This is a genomic window from Bacillus sp. 7_6_55CFAA_CT2, assembly GCF_000238655.1.
GTDB classification, from domain to species: Bacteria; Bacillota; Bacilli; order Bacillales; family Bacillaceae_G; genus Bacillus_A; species Bacillus_A cereus.
This window is the reverse complement of the sequence record NZ_JH414711.1, coordinates 521,964-543,174: the sequence shown is the minus strand read 5'-3', so window position 1 is coordinate 543,174 and position 21,211 is coordinate 521,964. Positions and strand designations below refer to the sequence as shown.

Genomic DNA, 21,211 nt, shown 5'->3' with positions numbered 1-21,211 from the left:
ATTTTCCCCTCTTTTTTTGATACGATATAACTAGAATCAGAAAGGAGCGATTTATGTTTATATTAAAAGACGTTATATATAAAGATATACTACACATTCCTTATTTACAGATTCAAAAAGAAAAGATTACTTGTATTATCGGTGAAAGCGGAAGCGGAAAAAGCACATTACTTCGCATGTTAAACGATTTACAATCCCCAACATCCGGCACAATTGAATATAACGGAAATTTAATTTCTGATTATCACCCTATTCAATTACGTCGTGACGTAGTTATGCTTGGGCAAACTCCACCTATTTTTGATGGAACCGTTAAAGACAACCTATTAATGGGACTTCGTCTTTCTGAAAAACCATTTCCAAATGATGATGCCCTGCGGAGTGCATTACAAACCGTTAGCTTAGACAAGCAATTAGAAGATAGCACCTCCTCATTATCCGGCGGTGAAAAACAAAGACTTGCCTTTGCACGTATCGTACTTATGGATTCGCCTGTCTATTTATTAGATGAACCAACTTCAGCATTAGATAGTGATACAGAACGCCGCATTATGAAACAATTTACTGAACTAGCACGAAAAAAGAAAAAAAACAGTTATCTTCATCACACACTCACAACAACTTCCAGAAGAAATTGCAGATGATATTATTGAAATTAGCAAAACAAAGGGTGCAACTAGAAAGGAAGTGCTCTCAGTTGAAGGGCGTTATTGAACTCCAAATTTGGCAACTTGCAGCTGCCTATATTTTCATTCTTATTTTAATTGGACTTGTAAAATTAAAAGGAATACCTCGCGAAAAACAAATCGCGCTCGCAACATTCCGTATGACGATTCAGCTCGTACTTGTTGCATATGTCCTTACATACGTATTTGAAAACAGTAATCCATTTTATACAATCGCTCTCATCACTTCTATTACTACCTTTGCAATTTTTAATATTTATAAACGGGTTAACATCCCAATGTCTAAAGAATTAAAACGAGTAGCCGCCCTTTCCATGGTCACCGGATCAATTGGGCCACTTCTACTATTTATCTTTGTTATTATCGGTCATGACCCTTGGTATGCTCCGCAATATATCGTCCCTATTACAGGAATGTTAGTTGGGAATGCCATGACTGGTGTTTCTCTTGGTGCAAATACGTTCTTAAACAATATGAAATCGCAAAGAGGTCAAATTGAAGGTGCACTTATGCTCGGCGCAACACCGAAAGAAGCTGCTGCTCCGCTCATTCGAGACGCTTTTGATTCTGCTATTTTACCAACAATTAATTCTATGGTCGGAATGGGAATTATAAGCTTACCAGGCATGATGACTGGTCAAATATTATCCGGTGTATCACCATTCACAGCCATTCAATATCAAATCGCTATCATACTCGGTATTTCTGGAAGTACTGCCTTTGCTGTCATTATCTTTTTACAGCTTGGATATAAAACGTTCTTTAATAAGCGATGTCAGTTGAAAGAAATTGACTATGGTGCACGGTGAATCGTGCGTAGTTCACGATGAATGAAATTATATTAACGATTTTTTCAATATATCTATCATAACTTGCAATATATCAACGATTTTTCAAATATATCTATCATAACTCAGAATATATCAACGATTTTGTACGAAATAAATATCGATTTACCGACAAAAAGTGACATAATAAAAAGAGGAGGCTATTCGCCTCCTCTTCTATTTACTTACGCCTTCTTAACGAACTGTGATTTTAGCTTCATAGCTCCGAAACCGTCGATTTTGCAATCGATATCGTGATCGCCATCAACTAGACGGATACTCTTTACTTTCGTACCGATCTTCACAACTGAAGAAGTTCCTTTTACTTTTAAATCTTTAATAACAGTAACAGCATCGCCATCTTGAAGAACGTTTCCGTTCGCATCTTTTACAACTTTTGCACCATCATTATTTTCAGCTTCTGCTTCTTGGCCCCACTCATGAGCACATTCTGGACATACGAAAAGAACACCATCCTCATACGTATATTCTGAATTACATTTTGGACAATTTGGTAAAGTAGCCATAAATTCATTTCCTCCGTTCATTATTTATACGTAAAAATCAAAATTGATGTTTACATCTCGATAAATAAAATTTGTATAGCATTTCTTTATAGTGCCATAGTCTCACGTTATTGACAACCCTACCTCAAATTCTCATTTTTTATTGTATTTTACAAAATTTCAATTTGTATGCCGTTTTTCTATTTGCTCTTCTACTAATTTTAAAAATCTTCGTTGTGCATTTTTATTTTTTACGAGCAATCGAACTCTTAGCTTACTTTGTAAATATGAGCGAACTTTGTAGTTCGTAATAAATAACTTTCGATACTTCTCGTCTTCATATATCATTAGAAACCATTCATACTGCTGCAAGTAACGTATGTTAACATCAATATTTTTCGTGTGTAAACCCGTACTTAAACTAATAGATCCTATTAGAGCTTCTATTCATGCTGAAATCATTTCTCTCCCCCTGATAAACAAAAGAAGAACCTTCGCAAGATTCTTCTTTTCAAAATGAACGAGTTCCCTCTAGAACCCCCAATTATTTTCTTCAATGTAAATTTGATATTCTTCTAATTCTTCTTCACTTAACTTCTTATTATTTTCATATATCTCTTGCCACTCGAAATAATCTTCATCGAAATAAACAGCAAATTTAATTTTCACGTTTTTCTTCTCTGTATAATCATAACCAGTAAACTCTACTACGTCATAATCTTTTTCTTTCTTCACAAACTTCCAAGTTGGATTATCAGTCATAATCTCTAACGTAACCCCTTCACCACTTGAACGAACAACGTTTTTAATATTCGGTTCAGTTGGTAAAAAGGACAGCCCGAACGCAGCTAACCCAAACACAATCCCGACTATAACTTGTAAACCAATCATACCAGCAATACTCACGCCACCCTTTGATTGTAAGAAATACGCCTTCTCATGATCAGACGCATCTTCTCCCTTACGAAAAACACGAACAGCATGCTTGTAATATAAACGGTTTCCTTGCCATCCAGTAAATATCATCATTCCTAATTGAAGAGCTAAATTAAATGTTACATAAATCCCATCTGGAATATCTATAAAAGGGGGTATAACTATACTAGGTATAGCCAATAACGCAAATATAATAAATAACTTATACATTTTTCGATAAGCTAACCAAAAAGTTGGGAAGAAAAAGGCTACCCAATTCCATGTATTCCCTTGCGCTGGATTTTCTACTTTACCCCACTTAAAGTCATAATAAGCTGTATTCTTTTGAACAACTTTATGTAATTCTTGTGGAGAAATCGTTTCTTGTAAAACAGTGTCCTTCACGTACATCATCCTTTTCTTATTTCTATATACATTTATTGTATATGCACAAAATGAAGGAATCTAACAAAAAGTACACATATTTCATAAAAATGAACGGAAATCGAATATATTCCGACAATTATCCGTTTCTTATTTCATTTTACTTTTAAATATATTAAAATAATCATGTATCATATCTTTAATACACTAAGTTAATTATTTTATATATTCACTAAAAAGGATGCATCAAAATCATTTTTATACATCTTTTTTAGTGAATATATACTATTATTTTAAAACAAACATCTCGACTTAAAAGAGCTCACAAATTAGCCTTCTACTAGTTCAAACATATTTCCACTTACACAACTAATGAATAGTTCATTATTAACTTTCTCTGCATAATGTTTCACATGAAACTATCAACATTCCGAATTACCTTTCTACTATTTTCGACTGGTTTCAAACGTGGGCATCTTATGAAAATTTAGTGGAAATAAATATACATTCCATTACTCCGGTACTAGCTGTCGTTCCAATATTAGAAGAAAAAGCGTTTCTACTTCTTACCTGTTTTTCTTTCTACAAATTAAAACAGTACGAACAAGCTAATCGCTACTTACAGCAATATTTACATTGCACCGTGCATCTGAATACCGAGGAAAAAGAGCCCATATTCTTTCACGAAATTGATATGTATATGAAAAAACTAGTAGAAAGTACAATGTAATTTCACATTGTGCTTTCTACTAGTCCTTTATCACAATGTTATATCCTATCCTACAACTCCCAAGTAATATTCATTTCTGCAAATGACTCCTTGCTAGCTTCCAATCCTTCGCTATCTTCCGTTCCAATCATTTCTACTTCTTCTTTAGACAACTTAATTTCCTCATTTGGCCTTTGGATTTTTTTCTCATACACGAGTTGTAAAAGCTCTATTTGTTCCTCTGTCAGTTCATACTCTTCTTCCAGTCTTTCCATTGCTGATTCTGTATCAAGTAATGGAATTTCTAATAAGAATCCACCGTGCTCTTCCATCTCTTCAAATGAATCAATTGAATACGCACCACTATCCTCAATCCAAAATGCAGTTGTAATAAAAGGAACTGTTTCGCCTTCTACTTCTTCTAATACGTATTGAAGTGCTTCTTCTTTCGCAATATCTATTACTTCCGAAGGTGCCCCTTCAAAATAACTTTTCGCATCAATCCACTCATCCATTCTCTCACTATTCACATCTTGAAGACATACAATCGTGTAATTCGGATGAAACGTAATTGCCCCTTGTCCGCCTTGGCTATCTTGCATACTATAGTTAAATCCATCCCATGAACTTTCATATGAGAAATCTGGACAATGCGCTACATTAATTGCATGGGCAATCGAATTTAAAACGCAGCCTTTCCATAATTGTTCTCTATCTATATGTAATTTATATTTACTCATCATCTTCCCCCATGCACATATTTTTTTCTATTATCTTTCCTCTACACAATACTTGTAAATACTTTTCTATCTACTACAAAATAAAAAAGACGCCTTTTTAAAAGGCGTCTTTTTATAGTTGAAAATTTACTAATAAATAAAACGAATTATTTAATAAATGAATCCCAATTGGAACGAGTAAATTCTTCGTTTTCTTATATGTGTATGCCAAACATATGCCCATACCAAAAATATATAAAATACTCCCTACTGTAAGGGGGTGCCCTAAAGTAAATATGAAAGCACTTATAGCAGCACTACTAAGTGTAGAGAAGCGCTGAGATAATTTCATAAAAAACATACCTCGAAATACAATTTCCTCCCAAATAGGCGCAAAAGTTGTGAGCACAACTACGTATAGAATGATTTCACTTGTAGTAGGTTCTATTACTATATTAGATTCATCCACACCAAGCCCATGTGGTAAAACTACATTTAATACCGCAAGATACATAAGCATTACAATCGTTGTTATTACTATCGTTACATAATGTTTAAGATTATTGAATTGTAATGATTTTATTAAATGTAAGCAGCAATTTCTTGCCGGTGCATACATTACGATAATCATACAAAACGTGAAAGGTGGAATAAGATGATCTACATACCATGGGTATAAGGAAGAATCATATAAAAGGTTCAAAAAACCAATTCCATGCATGACCCCAAAAATAATTAATAGAATGCTAATTACTTGGCGCATACTCATTTGTTCATTCTTTTCTTCATATGTAGCTAATTCCGTTTCCATTATATCCCCTCCAGTATAATTAAACCTTTTTAACCATTATATACCAAATAAAACGTAAAAAAAGACAATACCTCAACTGTATTGTCCATTTTCTTCCCTACCATTTCTCTCTACACATCTCAATTAAATGCAGTAAGTACCTCTTCGTCATATCTGCCCTTCTCCACCTTGAGAGCATTCGCTTTTCTTTTGGGTTCTGCCGTATTCTCGCTACTTCTTTTAATAAAAGCTCCCATTCTTCCGCTGAACGTTCTGACAAGTATTGCAAGCCTCTATCTTTTGAAACGATTGTTTTATGATCTAGTGTATATAAAATACGTCCCATCGTAACGACAGCTGATTCTACCCACTCTTCTATAAAAAATAAATATGGCTTCTTCGCCTTTTCACTCCAGTACTGTTCTACGTTGTATTTCATCGTATTTACTACATCATTCCATTGTATTTGCAGCGGAAGATCTTCTGCTTCTTTTCCTGTAACTGTAATGCCTTGATTTTTCAACGTCCACCATGTGACCGCATTAATGTCCCAATGACCAACATTAGCTTTACCATCTGCACAATACACGTACTCGTTCATTTCATCATTGTATTTCCCTAAGTCAGCAAGCGGAATATACATACCGTCCATTCTTTTACCTAGCATATTATCACTAAGTTTCTTATGTAGTTCCACAAGCTGCTGTTTTTCAGCTTCATTCACGGAATCATTTATCACTGTAACAAAATCAACATCGCTCGTTTCCTTATGAAATGCACCTAGTGCGATGGATCCGTAAATATATACCCCGACTATTTTTTCATCCAAAAAAATTTCTTTTAATTCTACTGTGTACCGCTCCATTAACTGCTCTACTTCCGTTGGTAACGCATGCTTCACTCCATTTTTCATATCTATCCCTCCAATAAAAAAAGCCTTTGCAAATTCGCAAAGACTTCTTGTTTTATAAATATTTCTCGATTTCTTCGTAAACATCCTTCAAACGAGGATTTCCTTCTCCAACAATTTCTCCATTTACAAGAACGACCGGATAAAATAAATCTTCTTCCACTACGCGCTCTGCGAATGCTTTTTTATCCGCATCTTCTTGTTCTTCTTGGAAATCAATATACTCGAAATTAAATTTATTTTCTTGTCCTTCATATTTACGACCAATTGCCGCTTGTAACCATTCAAACGTTTCTGTTGAAGATGGCATTCCAACGCAGCTCGCACAAATTACTTTCGTCCCATACACTTGAACATTAACCATTTCTTCTCCCCCACTTCTTGTCCCAACAGTATATTCAGATGTCTTATTACATAAGCACATCATTTTACAAACTTATTCCATACCCCTATACTGAAAAAACACGATACAAAATTTCGACAATAAAACAAGAAGAGAAAAAATAGATTTTCCCCTCTATCTTGATTATAATAAAACTGATGAAAGGAGTCGATAAAAATGGAAAACCCACATATGCAAGAACAAGTATTAGAAGTATTAGATAAATTACGTCCATTCTTACTTCGCGATGGCGGAGACGTTGAATTAGTAGACATTGAAGAAGGTATCGTAAAACTACGCCTTATGGGTGCATGCGGAAGCTGCCCAAGTTCTACAATCACACTAAAAGCTGGTATCGAGCGCGCGTTACTTGAAGAAGTACCAGGCGTTATCGAAGTAGAGCAAGTATTTTAATTAAAAGCGGAAGCGGCTCGTTCAGAGTCACTTGCTAAAAGGAGACCAAATTTGGTCTCCTTTTTTTATTCAAATCACATTTATCCGTTAACATCATAAAACAAAATTGGAAATCCCTCTCAAAAAATGCGATAATTAATACTATATAGTGAATCGTTCACACATATAAAGTAAAAAACATAGGGGGACGACAGATGCCAAAAATGGGGAACACTTTTTTAACAATTCAAGAACTAGAAAAGAAAAAAGAGTATTTATTAGGCCTTTCATCCGCTATACCAACGTGGAATACAAGCTATCAATTTTTATTTAAAGAAATCCAGCAAGAATTATTGGGTAAAGTAAATGAAAAACTCGAAGGGCATCAATTCGTTTTAAATATATGTGCAGATCAGCAGGTAGGGGCATAATGTATTACATAAAATTGTGGTATAAAAAAGAGACCTCCATCGGTCTCTTTTTTATACTTTTAAGATAGCCAATCTAATTTTCTAATCCCGAGCTTATCTACTGGTAAACGAAGTGAGCCATAAAAATGCTTCATAAATTGCTCTGAGCGGTTCACATCGTGTAAAATGGCTTCTAAGCGATCTCTATATATGCTTTTTTGTTCTTCGTTTCCAGTTTGGTAATATCGTTCGACCGTTTCAAAATAGTGCAGCGGGAACAGGAGCCTTGCAAATAATAAGCGCCAGCCAAATGAGGATAGCGAATAATTCCGTTCATAATCCGTAACAAATTGAACGATTGTTTGCTCCCAGTCTTTCTTTTTTTCTATTGTCATATGGCGGATCCATTCTGCAATATCTCGACTCGGGTGATCATACACCCAATCAAAAGGAAGTTTGAGACGCTTCGTTTGATGCCATAATAAAGGTGTGAATCGTTCTTGACAAATTGTTGCTGCATCCGTTAGTTGCGGCGTATCATCCATTTCTGTATCGACAACATATTGAATTGCATTTTCTGCAACTCCTAAGTAATACGGGAAGGATTCAATAAACAATTGATCGAATACATCTGAAGGGTGGTTCATCACTTGTGATTGCCAAAACTTTTCTAATTGATCGAGCCTTTTTTCCCATAACGCTTTCCATTCACCAATTCGGCTTAATTGCTCAATTTCTTCTGGAAAGAATGCACCTCGTTTATGGAATATAGAAAGCTCACTTCCTAATGACATAGCATGTCGTTCTAACGTGCGCATACCTTTTAATAAGCAGTAATTTTGTTCTTCTATCTCACTTACATAGTAGCCGTGTATAGTCGGAACGAAAGTCGCTACAGTTATATCCCCTTGCTGGTTCATATAATCACTGAGCTTTTTCATCTCTACAAGTACTTCTTCCTCCATTTCTCCAATTGGAACAAGTACATAAATTTTGTTGCGAATCCAAAAGCTTTTATAGGGGCCAAGGGGGATTAATTCTTTAACATGCATGTGATAATGCTCATAAATATGCTGAATCATCGCAGTCGCCACCTATGGTTTTTCTTTATATATATGAGCTTGTGCTCGCCTTTCATTCCTATGCACATGATAAAGCAACGAAACGTATACAAATACTAAAAAGAAAAAAAGGTGATAAACATGAAAGAATCAAATCAACTACAAGAAAGAGCATTAAAACTATTACAAGAACGCGGTGTAACAATTGACGATATTGCTGAACTTGTTCATTTTCTTCAAAAAAAATATCATCCAAATTTAGAGATGTCAGAATGCCGTTACAATGTAGAACGTGTACTATCAAAACGTGAAGTACAAAACGCACTGATTACTGGTATCGAGCTTGATGTCCTTGCTGAAAAGGGAATGCTAAGTGAACCGTTACAAGATATTGTAAAACGTGATGAAGGCTTATACGGAATTGATGAAGTTATCGCACTTTCTATCGTGAATGTGTACGGCTCTATCGGTTTCACGAACTTTGGATATATTGATAAATTAAAACCTGGTATTTTAGAATACTTAAATGATAAATCAACTGGAAAGGTGCATACGTTCCTTGATGATATCGTTGGCGGAATCGCTGCCGCTGCTTCAAGCCGTTTAGCGCACCGAGCTGAGCACTCAGAATAATAGTGTTTTCTAGGCCGTCAGGTTCATGCTGACGGTCTTTCATATTCCATCAGCATAAATTCTCTTCCGCGACTCAAAAAAATAGGCCCTTGCTTAAATCCGATATTTTTATATAACGTAATCGCTCTTGTATTAAATGTCGCTACGCTTAATCGAAACATTTTTGCATTAAACTCTTTCGTGGCAAACGCTATTCCAGCTTGGAAGAATTCTTTCCCCATTCCTTTCCCGGTTAACGCCGGCTTCATGCCAAGTCCGATATCAATCACATCTTCTCCACCATATAAATGAGCATCTCTTCCACCTGGTACTTGTGCATTTGCTCCAAAACAAAAATAACCGATGAAGTCTCCTTGATCATCACAACAGCCATAATACGTTCCATCTAATAGCTCTTCCATTACTTCTTTCTCGCCTGAAAAACTATATAAATTATATGGTTCCTCGTACGTCCAAGTATTTATCTCATTTGCTTCTTCCTCTGTTAATTTATGTATATCCACTTTCTCTTTCCCCCTATTATATTTCTATTAACAATATTCGATATTCATCTTATAATTCATCTTTCTCAATATATTTTTTTAATTTCTTGCTTCATTTTTATGGAAGATTTTTCTTATTATGTTACGATTAAACAGAATCATTATAAATAAGGTGGTGACAATTTGAATTACTTTTCTTATCTCTCCTCAGAAGAACGGCAAAATTTTTTCTATAAAGAACCTCTTAATTTTTCAAAAAATATAGGGAAAGAACAACTAGCTTACGCACTAGGTGCCACACTATATACTCCTGGCACGAAAGAAACGATTGCGGAAGATATAATTATAAGGAAACATGTGGATGCTATCTCAATTATTCTTTGTCTAGAGGACGCTATAAGCGATGAGGAAGTAAAACTTGCAGAGCAAAACATCGTCGTTCAAATACAGCAAATCGCTAACTTAGTCAGTGCCAACATACTAAATCAAGCAGACATCCCACTTCTTTTTATTAGAGTTCGACAGCCAAGTCAAATGAAGAAAATTGTTACTGAATTAGGTAGTGCTGTTCATTGTTTATGTGGTTTTGTCTTTCCAAAATTCACACCAATTAACGGAAAGACTTATATCGATCAGCTTGCATATATAAACGAGTTATACTCATTATCGCTATATGGCATGCCGATTTTAGAATCACCCGAAATTATGTATAAGGAAACACGGGCAGAATCATTATTACAAATAAAGGATTTACTAGATTCTTATCACGATTACATCTTAAATGTACGTATTGGTGCTACTGATTTTTCAAGTATATTTAGTATTCGGCGCAATAAATACACACCTATCTATCATATTACTGTTGTCCGTGATTGTATTTCAGACATTATTAACGTTTTCTCAAGGGCAACAAATGAATATATTATTTCAGGATGTGTATGGGAATATTTTTCTAATGATCATGAAGAAGGGCTTATTCAAGAGGTATCACTTGACCATGCAAATGGCTTAATCGGAAAGACAGTTATTCATCCATCTCATATTAAAGTTGTACAGGCAATGCACATTGTCACAATGGAAGATTATTTAGATGCGAGATTAATTTTACAAAATGCAGATACGTATAATGGAGTGCTAAAAAGCAGTTTTTCTAACAAGATGAATGAAGTAAAACCTCATTATGGCTGGGCTCGCAAAACCATTTTAAAATCTAATATTTACGGGGTGCTACATGAAAACAAACAATTTACCGATCTCCTTATTACAAACGCAAAGCAACACGTATAACGTTTTAAATAATATACAAGTTCATGTAGAAGTACGTGATAATCCATATAATTTAGCGCTAGACAATCTTTTTCAAATGGCTGCGAGAATAAATAAGAAACGTAGTTTTTTATTTGTGAGTACAATCCTTGGAAAGCATCTTCCTATTAAACCTGCAGTCTCTCTATCAAGTGGAGTTGCTCTCGCTGCAAGATATATGGAAATACTACATAATATTTCTCATCCATTTCAAAAAGAAATTTTAAATCTCATTTCATTAGAAATTGATGAAATCCCAGAGGAAGTATTTCGTTATCAATATCCTCTGCAACAAGAAGTTTTGTTCATCGGATTCGCTGAAACAGCGACATCACTTGGTCATTCTATGTTTCAATGCTTTCAAAATGCAAAGTATGTACATACAACTAGGGAATCGATACCCCACCTAGAATCTGTCATTACATTTGAGGAAGAACATTCTCATGCAACATCACACCGTTGTTATGTAGATGAAAGCTTTTTTCAAAACAACAATTCAATTGTTCTCGTAGATGATGAGATGACAACAGGAAAAACAGCATTAAATATTATTAGATCTATTCAAAATAAATTCCCACGAGAAGAATATATAATTGCTTCTTTGTTAGACTGGCGTTCTCATACTAATAGAAAACAATTTAAACAATTAGAAGAAGAACTTCAAATTAAGGTTCATGTTATTTCTTTATTAGAAGGCAGTATTCATACAACTGGCCAACCATTAAATATTGCAAAAAAAGAGATTCAAATTAAAGAAACAAAACCTGATTTCAAAAAACATGCCCTTACCTGCCCAAAATCACCCTATACATCAAATTATATAAAATATACTGGGCGATTTGGCATTTCAGCATATGAACAAAAGCACATTCATTCTTTCGCCCAAGAAGCAGGAAAAACTTTAAAAAGAGAAAGAATGGGAAAACGAACACTCTGTCTCGGAACGGGTGAATTTATGTATATCCCAATGAAAATTGCTGCTGAAATGGGTGAAAATATTTTATATCAATCTACAACAAGAAGCCCTATCCATCCTGTTTCAAATGATGTGAACTACGCCATTCATAATCATTTCTCATATCCAAGTCCTGAAGATTCTACTATTACAAATTACTTTTATAATATTTCACCTCATGATTACGATGAAGTATTTGTTTTTATTGAGCGTGATTTAGGAGAAGAAGCCCTATCTCCTCTTCTACAGCAGTTACAAACAGTTATTCCTTTTATTCATATCGTCTCATTTTCAAATAGCATAGAAAAGGAAGGTTGATAATTATGGTGAAATTAAATTCTCATATTAGTAGTTACAATCCAAATGATGCTATTTTTCTATTAAAAGATATTAGTGATTTAATGAAAGAAAGTTCCACGGAAACTAGAGAACAAGCAATTCAAGCTGGCACACATTATTCCGAAATGTTACCAATGGAATATAAACCCTCTAAAGCGTATATGGATTTATTCTTTTCTTCCCTGCAACAATACAAACACAAACTAGCCATCGCTGTTGGAGTTGTCGCCGAACAGATTATACAAACTAAAGGAACTAACCTTGTCCTCGTTTCATTAGCTCGTGCTGGTACACCTATTGGCATTCTTATCAAACGCTACATACGCTATCAATACAACCTTGATGTACCTCACTATTGTATTTCTATTGTTCGCGGACGCGGTATTGATGAAAATGCACTCCATTATATTTTGGAACATCACCCTAAAGAAACAATTCAATTCATTGATGGGTGGACTGGAAAAGGTGCAATAAAAAAAGAATTAGAATATGCAGTACACACATTTAACGAACGAAATAATACACACATTTCTCATTGTATGGCTGTGCTTGCTGATCCCGGTTACTGTACTTCAATTTACGGTACACGTGAAGATTTTCTTATTCCTAGCGCTTGCTTAAATGCAACAGTCTCTGGACTCATTAGCCGCACTGTACTAAATGACACCTATATCGGTCCAAATGATTTTCATGGTGTTAAATATTATAAAGAGCTAGAGCAAGAAGACTTATCAAATTTCTTCGTTGATGAGGTAACAGATTTATTCCCTTCTGTTCATTCTCATATAGATAATCAATTACGTTATATTACTTCAACTTACACTGATCCCTCTTGGCAAGGATTAAAAGATATACAGTCTATCCAAAATCACTTTGAAATTGACGATATTAACTTAATTAAACCAGGAGTCGGTGAAACAACTCGCGTATTACTCCGGAGAATACCGTGGAAAATTTTAATACGTAAGCAAAACAATCCCGATTTAAAGCATATTTTACTTCTTGCTAAAGAAAAGAATGTCCCTATTGAAATCTATGAGAATATGGCTTATTCATGTTGCGGGCTCATTAAGCCTCTTAAGGGGGAAACGATATGATTTTCGCCAGTGATCTTGATCAGACGCTTATTTATTCCCGGAAATCGTTTCGTGCCCCTATAGAAGATGAATCAATTCAACTCATTGAAACTTTAGATGGGAAAGAAATTTCTTTCATATCACATAAAACCATTTCACTACTAAAAAAATTGCAACTGCACTCACATTTCATCCCAGTTACAACAAGAACTATTGAGCAGTTTCAGCGTATTTCTTTATTCCAAGACGAAATCATTCCCGAATACGCCATTACAAGTAACGGCGGTAATATCCTTCATAACGGTAAACAAGATGGTACTTGGAACAGGATAGTAAAAGAAAGACTATCGTTTGAATGTATAGAGGGAAACGACATACTAAAGGAATTTGGACAAATAGCTCATAAAGATTGGGTTATATCACAAAAAACAGCTGATGATCTATTCCATTATTGCATTATTAAACGGGAGAACATTCCTTATGATGAATTATCATCCTTCACTTCCTGGTTAGGCAAACAAGGCTGGAATCATTCACTTCAAGGTAGAAAGCTATACTTTGTACCAAAACCAATTAACAAATGGGACGCCGTGCAATATATAAAAGAAATTTTGCAAATAGATACGATTATTACAGCTGGGGATTCTTTACTTGATTTATGCATGCTTGAAAAGGCGAACCATGCCTTCGCACCACTTCATGGTGAGTTAGGGGCAATGCATGATAACTTACAACCTCATATTTTAAAAACAGACGCAATCGGCATATATGCCGCAGAAGAAATCGTAAATAAATCACTTCAAATTATTCACAGTTCATTACCTACCTCATGATCATAATATGCACAATTGCATACGCACCACAATTAAACAAATGGTACAATCTATTTGAATCGCTGTTGCTACACTTCTTGATTAAAGAAAAGGCGTTAACACGGAAATTAGCGTCTTATCAACCTCAAGAAATTGGTACATTTTGTCATCTTAAAAGACACTCCACGAGTGTCTTTTTTTCTATATCCAACAAGGACTTACTCATTTCAAAGTATAAATACATAAAATAATGTAAATCATTACACGCATGAATCACTTTCTAAAAGTTATAAAGTAGATTCAAAATAAAAAAGCACTCTTAACTAGAGTGCTTTTTACTTTCAAACAAGGAGGCTACATATATGGATAGTACTCTCGTATTTAACTTCGGCATTGGTATTGTCATTATTTTATTTGTTTTCTTTGTTCTTTGTATGAGCGGGGTGTAGTAATCTTTTATGCTGATAACTCCTTTAAAGTATCACTTAATTTGAACTTTCTTAATTGTAATGAAGCAATCATTGCTGCACCTGCTCCAAGCATCACGCTAGCTAGGGCCAATATGACAACTTGATTATACGGAATGATAATCACTGTTAGCTCTAAGCTCGATAACACAATATAACTAAACAAAATCCCGCCAAAAATCCCTATACAACCAGCTATCGCTCCAAGTAAAGTTCCCTCTAATAAAACGATCCGTCTCATTTGCTTTGGGATAGCCCCTACCGCACGAATCATACTAATTTCAGCACGTCTTTCATGTAAACTTGCGACTATCGCATTCATTAATCCTATACCAGAAATAATGAAAACAATTACAACTAACAAGCGAATTAACATCATCATTTGCGATAATAACTGCTCTTGTTCTTTCAATAAATCATAACTGTTTATAACTTCTACATTCTCTTTATTATTTGTAATTTCTTTTACTTGCTTCTTAATCACTTCAAATGATTGATTAGAATTTGTCATAATTTGAATCGCTTCATATCCTTGTACGCGAAACTTATCCCGAGCCCATTGTTCATTTACGAAAATATCCAAACTCCTTAACCTTAATCCTTGCTCAATAATCGAAACGACTTTAATTGTTTGTTTTTCTTTCCCTTTTCCTTGTACGTCAACCGTATCATGCAACTGAAGCCCTAAATTTTTAGCAACTTCCTTCGTAACGACTCCCTCACCATCTTGTAATGGCTTATTTAAAGCTTGTCCTGCAATCACTTTCGCCTTTGTTACTTTCTGGTACGCTACAATATCGTTACCTACAACTTCCATTGAATCATAGTTCAAGTTATTTTTTTTCATAAATTCATACCATTCTTGATTCGCTTTTTTAAAGTCATAATTCACAAGCTTTGCAGTAAAGTCAGTAGCATTCCCAACACTCGATTCCACACCATCAATTTTTCTAACCTTCTCCATCCAACTAAACGGTAATGTTTCTATTCCTTGCGATTCTACTGGAATTCTTACTACTAAGTCCGCTGGTAAATGTTTTTGTAATCCTTTTTTCATACCTTCATACATAGAATTTACATACATCGTTCCAACAAGTGCTAACATAAAACCAAATGCTAATATAGCAACCGACACAGCTGCCTTGTTTCGATAACGAATGACATTCCGGCTACTAATCGTCGTTTCAATTCGTAATATCATTTGAAACGGTTTTGCAATCACTGGTGCTATCATACGAATAAATAACGGAATCGCTAATAACAAACCGACCGCAAATAAAAATGCTCCTATCGCACTTGGATTAAAACCGATATACTGCTCTAATACGCTACCCGTGAGTCCAATAACGGTACCAATGATTAAAATGCTAAGGCTAAAAGCACTCCATCTTTTTTCTTTTTTTTCATTACTAGGAAGACCAGGCCGAAGTGCTTGAACTGGTGGAATCTTTCTAACCATGAAAGCTGGTATAATGGCCCCTATGATAGACATAACAATCCCTAGTAAAAACGTAATGAGTAAAATCTCACCTGAAATCGAGAATGATGCTTTCCCTGCGCCCTCAATATTCACCCATTTATTAATGAATGATGCAGCGATTGTTTGCGTACCTGCTCCAAGAATAACTCCTGCTAGCGATCCGATTGCTCCGATGCATAAAGCCTCTAATAAAACGACGACTATAATTTGATTTGTGTTACTACCAAGCGCACGTAATAATGCCCACTGCTTAAATCGACTTCTAACAGATAAGAAGAAACTTCCCATTATTAACAGAGCTACAACAAATAAAGCAATACCACCTAAACTAAAAATTAAAGGCTTCATTACATTTAGTCGTTCAAACGCCTTATCAACATAAGTACGTTGATCCACCTTTATATTTTCTATCTTCTTATTTACATCAAGAGCAATTGCTCTTTTCACATTTACATCGACTGTTTTAACTTGAACGAGGTTAAATTGATTTGGTAGATTTAATTCTTTTTGAAGCCAATGAATTGGAAAATACGCACTATGCCCCATTGCTGCCATTAGCGGCGGATTTAAAATGCCGACGACTTTCACATTCTTTTCTCCATGTTGCGGGAATGGCAAAGGAATCGTATCTCCTACCCGTATATTTTCACGATCTGTATATCCTTTTGTCAGTGCTACTTCAGCCCCTTCTTTCGGATATCGACCTTCTAATATTTTATAAGAATGCATTTCTGGAGAATCTTGCTCCACACCCCAATAGGACGGTTTTCCCGATAACTCTTTATAATTTGGAAAAGGATATGGTATAAGTACTTTTGATATTTTTTCAGCATTTTCTAAGCCATCTATTCCTTTTAAACTTTCATTATTTAAATACATATCATTTTTTATATAACCAAATTGTAAATTATAATCCCCATACCGGCTTACTACTTGTTCTTTCACACTTTTCTCTACTGATTGATTGCCTAATAATAACATCGTCGCTAACATAACACCTAAAGCTGCACCGAGAGCAATCAACATATTTCGCAGCCAATTTTGTTTCATCGATTTTACTGCATACTTAATTACCCATCGCATCACCTTTACCCCCTACTTTAAAGTGACGATTCATAATCTCTTGAATGTGAGTAACTTGTTGCGGGATATTTCGAAACTTCCACCCTTTACTTTCAGCATGTTCATGTATCACTTCACCATCTAATAAAAAAACAACTTTATCCGCATGGGCCGCTACGAACGGGTCGTGCGTTACAATGACAGCTGTTTGCCCTAACTCATCACACGCATTGCGAAGTGCCGCAATTATGTTTTTACTATTTTCCGAATCTAGTGCCCCTGTTGGTTCATCTGCTAATATAATAGCCGGCTCATTTGCAAAAGCTCTTGCGATCGCAACCCTTTGCTGTTGCCCACCTGATAACTGTGCTGGTAAATGTTTTTCTTTTCCCTTCAATCCGACAAGTTCTAATAATCGCGTTGCTGTCACCGTTGCCTTCTTTTGAGAGACATTATCTAACAGTAAAGGTAATCCTACATTTTCCTCCGCACTAAACACTGGAATCAAATTAAACTGCTGAAAAATAAAACCGATTTTATGCCTTCTAAATAAAGCGAGCTCTTTTTCTTTTAATGTTGAAATCTCTGTACCATCAACTCGAATACTACCTACCGATGGAATATCTAATCCACCTAATAGCTGCAATAAAGTCGTTTTCCCTGAACCACTTGCCCCCATAATACAAACAAAATCTCCTTTTTGAATTTGAAGATTAATGCCTTTTAATATCCTGACTTTACTATCCCCAATATCAAATGATTTTTCTAACCTTTCAATTTCAATAATATTCATCCCCATATCCCCTTCTCTCTCTATTTACCAATTTATATATTCTATCCAGAATGCAAAATCCCTACTTTTTTGTATTTTTTTGTCACATACTAACATGTATCCCATGTTAGCCAATTACGTTTTCACTTTTTTCTCACGTCAGAAAAGTTGACTCTCACAACAGAAGTAACCATAATGGTTACATAAATAAAAAAACTATTCACATATCCACAAATAGGAGGAAGAAAAATGAAACATGTAATCGTTTATGCACACCCGAATACAGAAAGCTTCAACCATGCGATTTTAGAAACGGTAAAAAGTGAATTAGAAGGAAAAGGTCACGAAGTACGCGTTCGCGATCTATACGAATTAAACTTTAATCCAGTATTAGGCGCTTCCGATTTCATCTCATTTTCTAAAGGAAATACACCAGAAGATATTAAAGAAGAACAAGAGCATATCTCTTGGGCTGACAGCATTACATTTATTTATCCAGTTTGGTGGGCGGGACTTCCTGCTATTTTAAAAGGATACGTTGACCGTGTGTTTAGCCATGGATTTGCTTATGCTTACGGTGAAAACGGTATTGAAAAGTTATTAAGCGGTAAAAAAGGATTGTTATTATCTACAATGGGTAATACGAAAGAGGCATACACAGCAGGCGGCATGTTTGATGCAATGAAGAAAACAGCGGATGTTGGTATTTTTGAATTTACAGGCATTGAAACAATTGAGCATACATTCTATACAAGTGTTCCTTCTGTGGATAACAGTGTGCGTAAGCAATATCTTGAAGAGGTTAAAGACGTTGTGAATCGTGCTTTTTAATAAAATTATATCAGTGATTTTCTAAATATATCAGCGCAACTCAGATTATATCAGCGATTTTCTAAATATATCGGCGCAACTCAGATTATATCGGCGATTTTTCAAATATATCGACTTACCGACAAAAATCGACACTAGTCACAACCGAATGTTAGCCCACACCAATCGGGCTGCCCGCAAATATTAGAAAAAAAGCTGTTCCAAAGTTTGGAACAGCTTTCTTCATTACATCTTCTCAATCCACTCCGTCAAGTTATGCACAACTTGCGTTGGTTGTACTTCGTATTCTGTTAACTTCTCCACAGTTGTGACTCCAGTGTGGACAAGAAGGGTATGCATGCCAGCATTTATTCCTGCTAAAATGTCTGTATCGTAGTTATCCCCAACCATTAATGCTTCATTTTTTTCTATGCCAAGTACTTTTAAAGCTTGTTCCATAATAATTGATTCTGGTTTTCCGATAAAGATTGGATCCACACCTGTTGATACTGCTACAACTGATGTTAATGAGCCGTTACCTGGTAATAATCCGCGCTCAGTCGGAATGGCAATGTCTCCATTTGTGGAAATAAACGTTGCGCCGTTACGCACAGCAAGACACGCTTTTGCTAACTTTTCATATGTGATGTCACGATCTAAACCAACAACAACGAAATCAGGATTTTCATCCACAAGTTCAAATCCTTTTTCCACAAGTGCATCGTGTAAGCCTTCTTCACCAATCATATATACAGTTGCGTCTTGTTTACGTTCATAAATGAAGTTCGCAGTCGCCATACTCGTTGTGAATACTTGCTCTGCTTTCGCTGGAATATCGAAACGAACAAGTTTTTCTGCCACTTGTTCTGGTTTACGCGTTGAGTTATTCGTAACGAATAAATAAGGAATGCCGCGCTCTCCTAATGCTTTTACGAAGTCGCTTGCCTCTTCAATTTGTTCTTCCCCGCGATACATCGTACCGTCTAAGTCAATTAAGTAACCTTTATACATCGATTATGTCTCTCCTTCTATGCTAACGTTCTCACCTTATCATACCACTCTTATATTACCCGCTTTTTCCAAAGAAAAAAACGCTTTACCTAAAAGCGCCCCATAACGTTCATTTTTTCTCTTTTACTTGGTAAGAACAACTACAATCGCCCTCACACATATTTGCTAACGTCTTTACATCTGCTCCTGCAAATAAACGCTTATACATCTCTTTTTCATCTTTACATACTTGCGGGAATCTCTCTGCAATTTCCTTTAACGGACAGTTTTGTTTTTCAATTACGAAAGAATTCTCTCCATCTCTCTTTATTTGAACCATATAACCGTTTTTCTCTTGCATAGCTGCTATCTCTTGCACTTTATATGCTAAATTCTTTTGATTACTCACTCTCTTTTGTAACTGTTCTTCCATTCGCTTCGTTCTCTCTTTTAAAACGTAACGAAGTATTTTTTCATCACCCATTCGAGCTAAATCTTCTAGCATATCAATCGCAAATTGCTTATACTCTTTCGGGAATGTATCTTCTCCCTTTTCACTTAATCCATACAAATAAGTTGGTCTTCCGACATGTTGCCTTACCATCTTAGAATAAATAAGTCCGTCTTTCTCAAGATTACTTAAATGTCTTCGGATCGCCATTTCTGTAATCTCTAAAACGTCAGCTAGTTCCGCTACCGTGTGCTCTCCCTTTACTTTCAACAATTGTACAATTTCGTCTTTCGTAGTACGTGCTTCCCCCATACTTCACCCTTCTCCCTTTTCTTTCTCACATACAATATAAGATCCCCAAAAGGCATTCTCTGGGGATCTTATAAGCATAATTATTCTGGTACAAATGCAGATACAGGTCCTAATTCCTTTTCTAAATAACTGCGAACATTTGCTGGGTATTTCTCTACCACTGCAATATGTTTTTGAATCGTCTTATATAATTCATCATGATTCATTTGAATATAGTCTTGCGTAAGCATTTTTCGAAGAAGGATAATTTCTTTCATCCCTTGTCCATCTTCTTCACTTATCACTCGCTCGTCCATTAAAATATCAATAATATCTTCATAGCTTCCTGGATCGCGCATAATAAATCCATCAATCATCGCATTCCCGGCATCTAATACAGTATCAATAATAAGATGGGCTATGCGCTCTAATGCGTAAAATTCAAACTCGGTTTCATATATCTTTTTCTCTTGAAATGTACTTGTTGCTCGTTCTAAACATACTAGCATTTGTTCTATTTTCTTTCTGTCTACAAAATACATGAATGTCACCTACCTGGAAATTAAAGCATTTACATTTTAATTGTAACGCTTT

General features: G+C 35.3%; 23 protein-coding genes and 2 pseudogenes. 11 read left to right on the top strand and 14 right to left on the bottom strand.

The annotated features are described in order from the left end of the window. Positions 1 to 53 precede the first annotated feature (53 nt). A pseudogene (locus tag HMPREF1014_RS23350) lies at positions 54 to 714 on the top strand (ABC transporter ATP-binding protein). Further along, complete coding sequence (locus HMPREF1014_RS23345) at positions 698 to 1,495, top strand: ABC transporter permease (RefSeq protein WP_025966887.1); 798 nt, start codon at positions 698 to 700, stop codon at positions 1,493 to 1,495. Before HMPREF1014_RS23350 ends, HMPREF1014_RS23345 begins: the two are co-directional and overlap by 17 nt. Before the next feature lie 203 nt (positions 1,496 to 1,698). Here the strand turns inward: HMPREF1014_RS23345 and phnA are convergent, their stop codons facing one another. The 3 genes from phnA to HMPREF1014_RS23335 form a co-directional block, all read right to left on the bottom strand. Further along, on the bottom strand, positions 1,699 to 2,040 hold the full coding sequence (gene phnA, locus HMPREF1014_RS23340; RefSeq protein WP_000212737.1) for an alkylphosphonate utilization operon protein PhnA: 342 nt from the start codon (positions 2,038 to 2,040) through the stop codon (positions 1,699 to 1,701). A 159-nt stretch (positions 2,041 to 2,199) separates the two neighbouring features. After that, entirely contained in the window at positions 2,200 to 2,466 is a 267-nt protein-coding gene (locus HMPREF1014_RS31930; protein ID WP_238143389.1) for a hypothetical protein, read from the bottom strand. An 84-nt stretch (positions 2,467 to 2,550) separates the two neighbouring features. After that, positions 2,551 to 3,348 (bottom strand): DUF2628 domain-containing protein, encoded by a 798-nt coding sequence (locus tag HMPREF1014_RS23335; RefSeq protein WP_113710572.1) that lies wholly within the window; start codon positions 3,346 to 3,348, stop codon positions 2,551 to 2,553. Between the two features lie 367 nt (positions 3,349 to 3,715). Between HMPREF1014_RS23335 and HMPREF1014_RS32505 the strand changes: the two are divergent. Further along, positions 3,716 to 4,048 (top strand): annotated as a pseudogene (locus tag HMPREF1014_RS32505) (DUF4304 domain-containing protein); the annotation flags it as partial. Between the two features lie 50 nt (positions 4,049 to 4,098). On the opposite strand, the gene HMPREF1014_RS23325 reads toward HMPREF1014_RS32505, so the two are convergent. From HMPREF1014_RS23325 to HMPREF1014_RS23310, 4 genes are all read right to left on the bottom strand, one after another. Next, positions 4,099 to 4,767, bottom strand: coding sequence for a hypothetical protein (locus HMPREF1014_RS23325; RefSeq protein ID WP_000049708.1), 669 nt, complete (start codon positions 4,765 to 4,767; stop codon positions 4,099 to 4,101). A 112-nt stretch (positions 4,768 to 4,879) separates the two neighbouring features. Further along, a complete protein-coding gene (locus HMPREF1014_RS23320; protein ID WP_000447119.1) occupies positions 4,880 to 5,557 on the bottom strand; it encodes a CPBP family intramembrane glutamic endopeptidase in 678 nt (225 codons plus the stop codon). Between the two features lie 97 nt (positions 5,558 to 5,654). Next, positions 5,655 to 6,449: a nucleotidyltransferase domain-containing protein gene (locus HMPREF1014_RS23315; protein WP_001986998.1), complete on the bottom strand. Its 795-nt coding sequence runs from the start codon at positions 6,447 to 6,449 to the stop codon at positions 5,655 to 5,657. A 52-nt stretch (positions 6,450 to 6,501) separates the two neighbouring features. Continuing rightward, a complete protein-coding gene (locus tag HMPREF1014_RS23310; RefSeq protein WP_000248588.1) occupies positions 6,502 to 6,810 on the bottom strand; it encodes a YuzD family protein in 309 nt (102 codons plus the stop codon). Positions 6,811 to 7,005: 195 nt separating this feature from the next. On the opposite strand from HMPREF1014_RS23310, the gene HMPREF1014_RS23305 reads away from it, so the two are divergent. After that, a complete protein-coding gene (locus HMPREF1014_RS23305) occupies positions 7,006 to 7,242 on the top strand; it encodes a NifU family protein (RefSeq protein ID WP_000431159.1) in 237 nt (78 codons plus the stop codon). A 194-nt stretch (positions 7,243 to 7,436) separates the two neighbouring features. Further along, positions 7,437 to 7,652: a hypothetical protein gene (locus tag HMPREF1014_RS23300; protein ID WP_001125493.1), complete on the top strand. Its 216-nt coding sequence runs from the start codon at positions 7,437 to 7,439 to the stop codon at positions 7,650 to 7,652. Between the two features lie 59 nt (positions 7,653 to 7,711). On the opposite strand, the gene yutH is transcribed toward HMPREF1014_RS23300, so the two are convergent. Further along, a complete protein-coding gene (gene yutH / locus HMPREF1014_RS23295) occupies positions 7,712 to 8,713 on the bottom strand; it encodes a spore coat putative kinase YutH (RefSeq protein WP_000614218.1) in 1,002 nt (333 codons plus the stop codon). A 120-nt stretch (positions 8,714 to 8,833) separates the two neighbouring features. Here yutH and HMPREF1014_RS23290 point away from each other — a divergent pair, with 120 nt between their 5' ends. Beyond that, positions 8,834 to 9,325, top strand: coding sequence for a phosphatidylglycerophosphatase A family protein (locus tag HMPREF1014_RS23290; protein ID WP_000665094.1), 492 nt, complete (start codon positions 8,834 to 8,836; stop codon positions 9,323 to 9,325). Between the two features lie 23 nt (positions 9,326 to 9,348). On the opposite strand, the gene HMPREF1014_RS23285 is transcribed toward HMPREF1014_RS23290, so the two are convergent. Continuing rightward, positions 9,349 to 9,828, bottom strand: coding sequence for a GNAT family N-acetyltransferase (locus tag HMPREF1014_RS23285; protein ID WP_000351145.1), 480 nt, complete (start codon positions 9,826 to 9,828; stop codon positions 9,349 to 9,351). 162 nt (positions 9,829 to 9,990) lie between these two features. On the opposite strand from HMPREF1014_RS23285, the gene HMPREF1014_RS23280 reads away from it, so the two are divergent. From HMPREF1014_RS23280 to HMPREF1014_RS31385, 4 genes are read left to right on the top strand one after another with little or no spacing between them, the layout of a single operon-like run. Continuing rightward, positions 9,991 to 11,094, top strand: coding sequence for an HpcH/HpaI aldolase/citrate lyase family protein (locus tag HMPREF1014_RS23280; protein WP_001106077.1), 1,104 nt, complete (start codon positions 9,991 to 9,993; stop codon positions 11,092 to 11,094). Continuing rightward, complete coding sequence (locus tag HMPREF1014_RS23275) at positions 11,039 to 12,385, top strand: phosphoribosyltransferase family protein (protein WP_000856284.1); 1,347 nt, start codon at positions 11,039 to 11,041, stop codon at positions 12,383 to 12,385. The genes HMPREF1014_RS23280 and HMPREF1014_RS23275 overlap by 56 nt, the downstream gene beginning before the upstream one ends. Before the next feature lie 5 nt (positions 12,386 to 12,390). After that, positions 12,391 to 13,503 carry a cysteine protease StiP family protein gene (locus HMPREF1014_RS23270; RefSeq protein ID WP_000239907.1) on the top strand — a complete coding sequence of 371 codons (1,113 nt, stop codon included), beginning with the start codon at positions 12,391 to 12,393 and terminating at the stop codon, positions 13,501 to 13,503. Beyond that, complete coding sequence (locus HMPREF1014_RS31385) at positions 13,500 to 14,315, top strand: HAD family hydrolase (protein ID WP_000575385.1); 816 nt, start codon at positions 13,500 to 13,502, stop codon at positions 14,313 to 14,315. The genes HMPREF1014_RS23270 and HMPREF1014_RS31385 overlap by 4 nt, the downstream gene beginning before the upstream one ends. A gap of 435 nt (positions 14,316 to 14,750) precedes the next feature. On the opposite strand, the gene HMPREF1014_RS23260 is transcribed toward HMPREF1014_RS31385, so the two are convergent. Together HMPREF1014_RS23260 and HMPREF1014_RS23255 are read right to left on the bottom strand one after the other, a co-directional pair. Continuing rightward, positions 14,751 to 17,324 carry an FtsX-like permease family protein gene (locus HMPREF1014_RS23260; RefSeq protein WP_001267750.1) on the bottom strand — a complete coding sequence of 858 codons (2,574 nt, stop codon included), beginning with the start codon at positions 17,322 to 17,324 and terminating at the stop codon, positions 14,751 to 14,753. Further along, positions 17,308 to 18,096, bottom strand: a complete 789-nt coding sequence (locus HMPREF1014_RS23255; protein ID WP_001021176.1) for an ABC transporter ATP-binding protein — start codon at positions 18,094 to 18,096, stop codon at positions 17,308 to 17,310. Before HMPREF1014_RS23255 ends, HMPREF1014_RS23260 begins: the two co-directional genes overlap by 17 nt. 228 nt (positions 18,097 to 18,324) lie before the next feature. On the opposite strand from HMPREF1014_RS23255, the gene HMPREF1014_RS23250 reads away from it, so the two are divergent. Next, positions 18,325 to 18,906 carry an NAD(P)H-dependent oxidoreductase gene (locus HMPREF1014_RS23250; protein WP_000683437.1) on the top strand — a complete coding sequence of 194 codons (582 nt, stop codon included), beginning with the start codon at positions 18,325 to 18,327 and terminating at the stop codon, positions 18,904 to 18,906. A 225-nt stretch (positions 18,907 to 19,131) separates the two neighbouring features. Here the strand turns inward: HMPREF1014_RS23250 and HMPREF1014_RS23245 are convergent, their stop codons facing one another. From HMPREF1014_RS23245 to HMPREF1014_RS23235, 3 genes are all read right to left on the bottom strand, one after another. After that, entirely contained in the window at positions 19,132 to 19,896 is a 765-nt protein-coding gene (locus HMPREF1014_RS23245; protein ID WP_000276467.1) for a TIGR01457 family HAD-type hydrolase, read from the bottom strand. Positions 19,897 to 20,005: 109 nt separating this feature from the next. Next, positions 20,006 to 20,638, bottom strand: a complete 633-nt coding sequence (locus HMPREF1014_RS23240; RefSeq protein ID WP_000503350.1) for a helix-turn-helix transcriptional regulator — start codon at positions 20,636 to 20,638, stop codon at positions 20,006 to 20,008. Between the two features lie 80 nt (positions 20,639 to 20,718). Further along, positions 20,719 to 21,159: a DUF86 domain-containing protein gene (locus HMPREF1014_RS23235; protein WP_000274008.1), complete on the bottom strand. Its 441-nt coding sequence runs from the start codon at positions 21,157 to 21,159 to the stop codon at positions 20,719 to 20,721. Positions 21,160 to 21,211 lie beyond the last annotated feature (52 nt).

Excerpts from the sequence above, each read along its gene's own strand:
- HMPREF1014_RS23305 (WP_000431159.1), top strand. The coding sequence starts at position 7,006 with ATGGAAAACCCACATATGCAAGAACAAGTATTAGAAGTATTAGATAAA.
- HMPREF1014_RS23235 (WP_000274008.1), bottom strand. The coding sequence starts at position 21,159 with ATGTATTTTGTAGACAGAAAGAAAATAGAACAAATGCTAGTATGTTTA.
- HMPREF1014_RS23335 (WP_113710572.1), bottom strand. The coding sequence starts at position 3,348 with ATGATGTACGTGAAGGACACTGTTTTACAAGAAACGATTTCTCCACAA.
- HMPREF1014_RS31385 (WP_000575385.1), top strand. The coding sequence starts at position 13,500 with ATGATTTTCGCCAGTGATCTTGATCAGACGCTTATTTATTCCCGGAAA.
- HMPREF1014_RS23300 (WP_001125493.1), top strand. The coding sequence starts at position 7,437 with ATGCCAAAAATGGGGAACACTTTTTTAACAATTCAAGAACTAGAAAAG.
- HMPREF1014_RS23260 (WP_001267750.1), bottom strand. The coding sequence starts at position 17,324 with ATGCGATGGGTAATTAAGTATGCAGTAAAATCGATGAAACAAAATTGG.
- HMPREF1014_RS23290 (WP_000665094.1), top strand. The coding sequence starts at position 8,834 with ATGAAAGAATCAAATCAACTACAAGAAAGAGCATTAAAACTATTACAA.
- yutH (WP_000614218.1), bottom strand. The coding sequence starts at position 8,713 with ATGATTCAGCATATTTATGAGCATTATCACATGCATGTTAAAGAATTA.
- HMPREF1014_RS23245 (WP_000276467.1), bottom strand. The coding sequence starts at position 19,896 with ATGTATAAAGGTTACTTAATTGACTTAGACGGTACGATGTATCGCGGG.
- HMPREF1014_RS23240 (WP_000503350.1), bottom strand. The coding sequence starts at position 20,638 with ATGGGGGAAGCACGTACTACGAAAGACGAAATTGTACAATTGTTGAAA.
- HMPREF1014_RS23325 (WP_000049708.1), bottom strand. The coding sequence starts at position 4,767 with ATGAGTAAATATAAATTACATATAGATAGAGAACAATTATGGAAAGGC.
- HMPREF1014_RS23315 (WP_001986998.1), bottom strand. The coding sequence starts at position 6,449 with ATGAAAAATGGAGTGAAGCATGCGTTACCAACGGAAGTAGAGCAGTTA.
- HMPREF1014_RS23270 (WP_000239907.1), top strand. The coding sequence starts at position 12,391 with ATGGTGAAATTAAATTCTCATATTAGTAGTTACAATCCAAATGATGCT.
- phnA (WP_000212737.1), bottom strand. The coding sequence starts at position 2,040 with ATGGCTACTTTACCAAATTGTCCAAAATGTAATTCAGAATATACGTAT.
- HMPREF1014_RS23275 (WP_000856284.1), top strand. The coding sequence starts at position 11,039 with ATGAAAACAAACAATTTACCGATCTCCTTATTACAAACGCAAAGCAAC.
- HMPREF1014_RS23250 (WP_000683437.1), top strand. The coding sequence starts at position 18,325 with ATGAAACATGTAATCGTTTATGCACACCCGAATACAGAAAGCTTCAAC.
- HMPREF1014_RS23320 (WP_000447119.1), bottom strand. The coding sequence starts at position 5,557 with ATGGAAACGGAATTAGCTACATATGAAGAAAAGAATGAACAAATGAGT.
- HMPREF1014_RS23255 (WP_001021176.1), bottom strand. The coding sequence starts at position 18,096 with ATGAATATTATTGAAATTGAAAGGTTAGAAAAATCATTTGATATTGGG.
- HMPREF1014_RS23310 (WP_000248588.1), bottom strand. The coding sequence starts at position 6,810 with ATGGTTAATGTTCAAGTGTATGGGACGAAAGTAATTTGTGCGAGCTGC.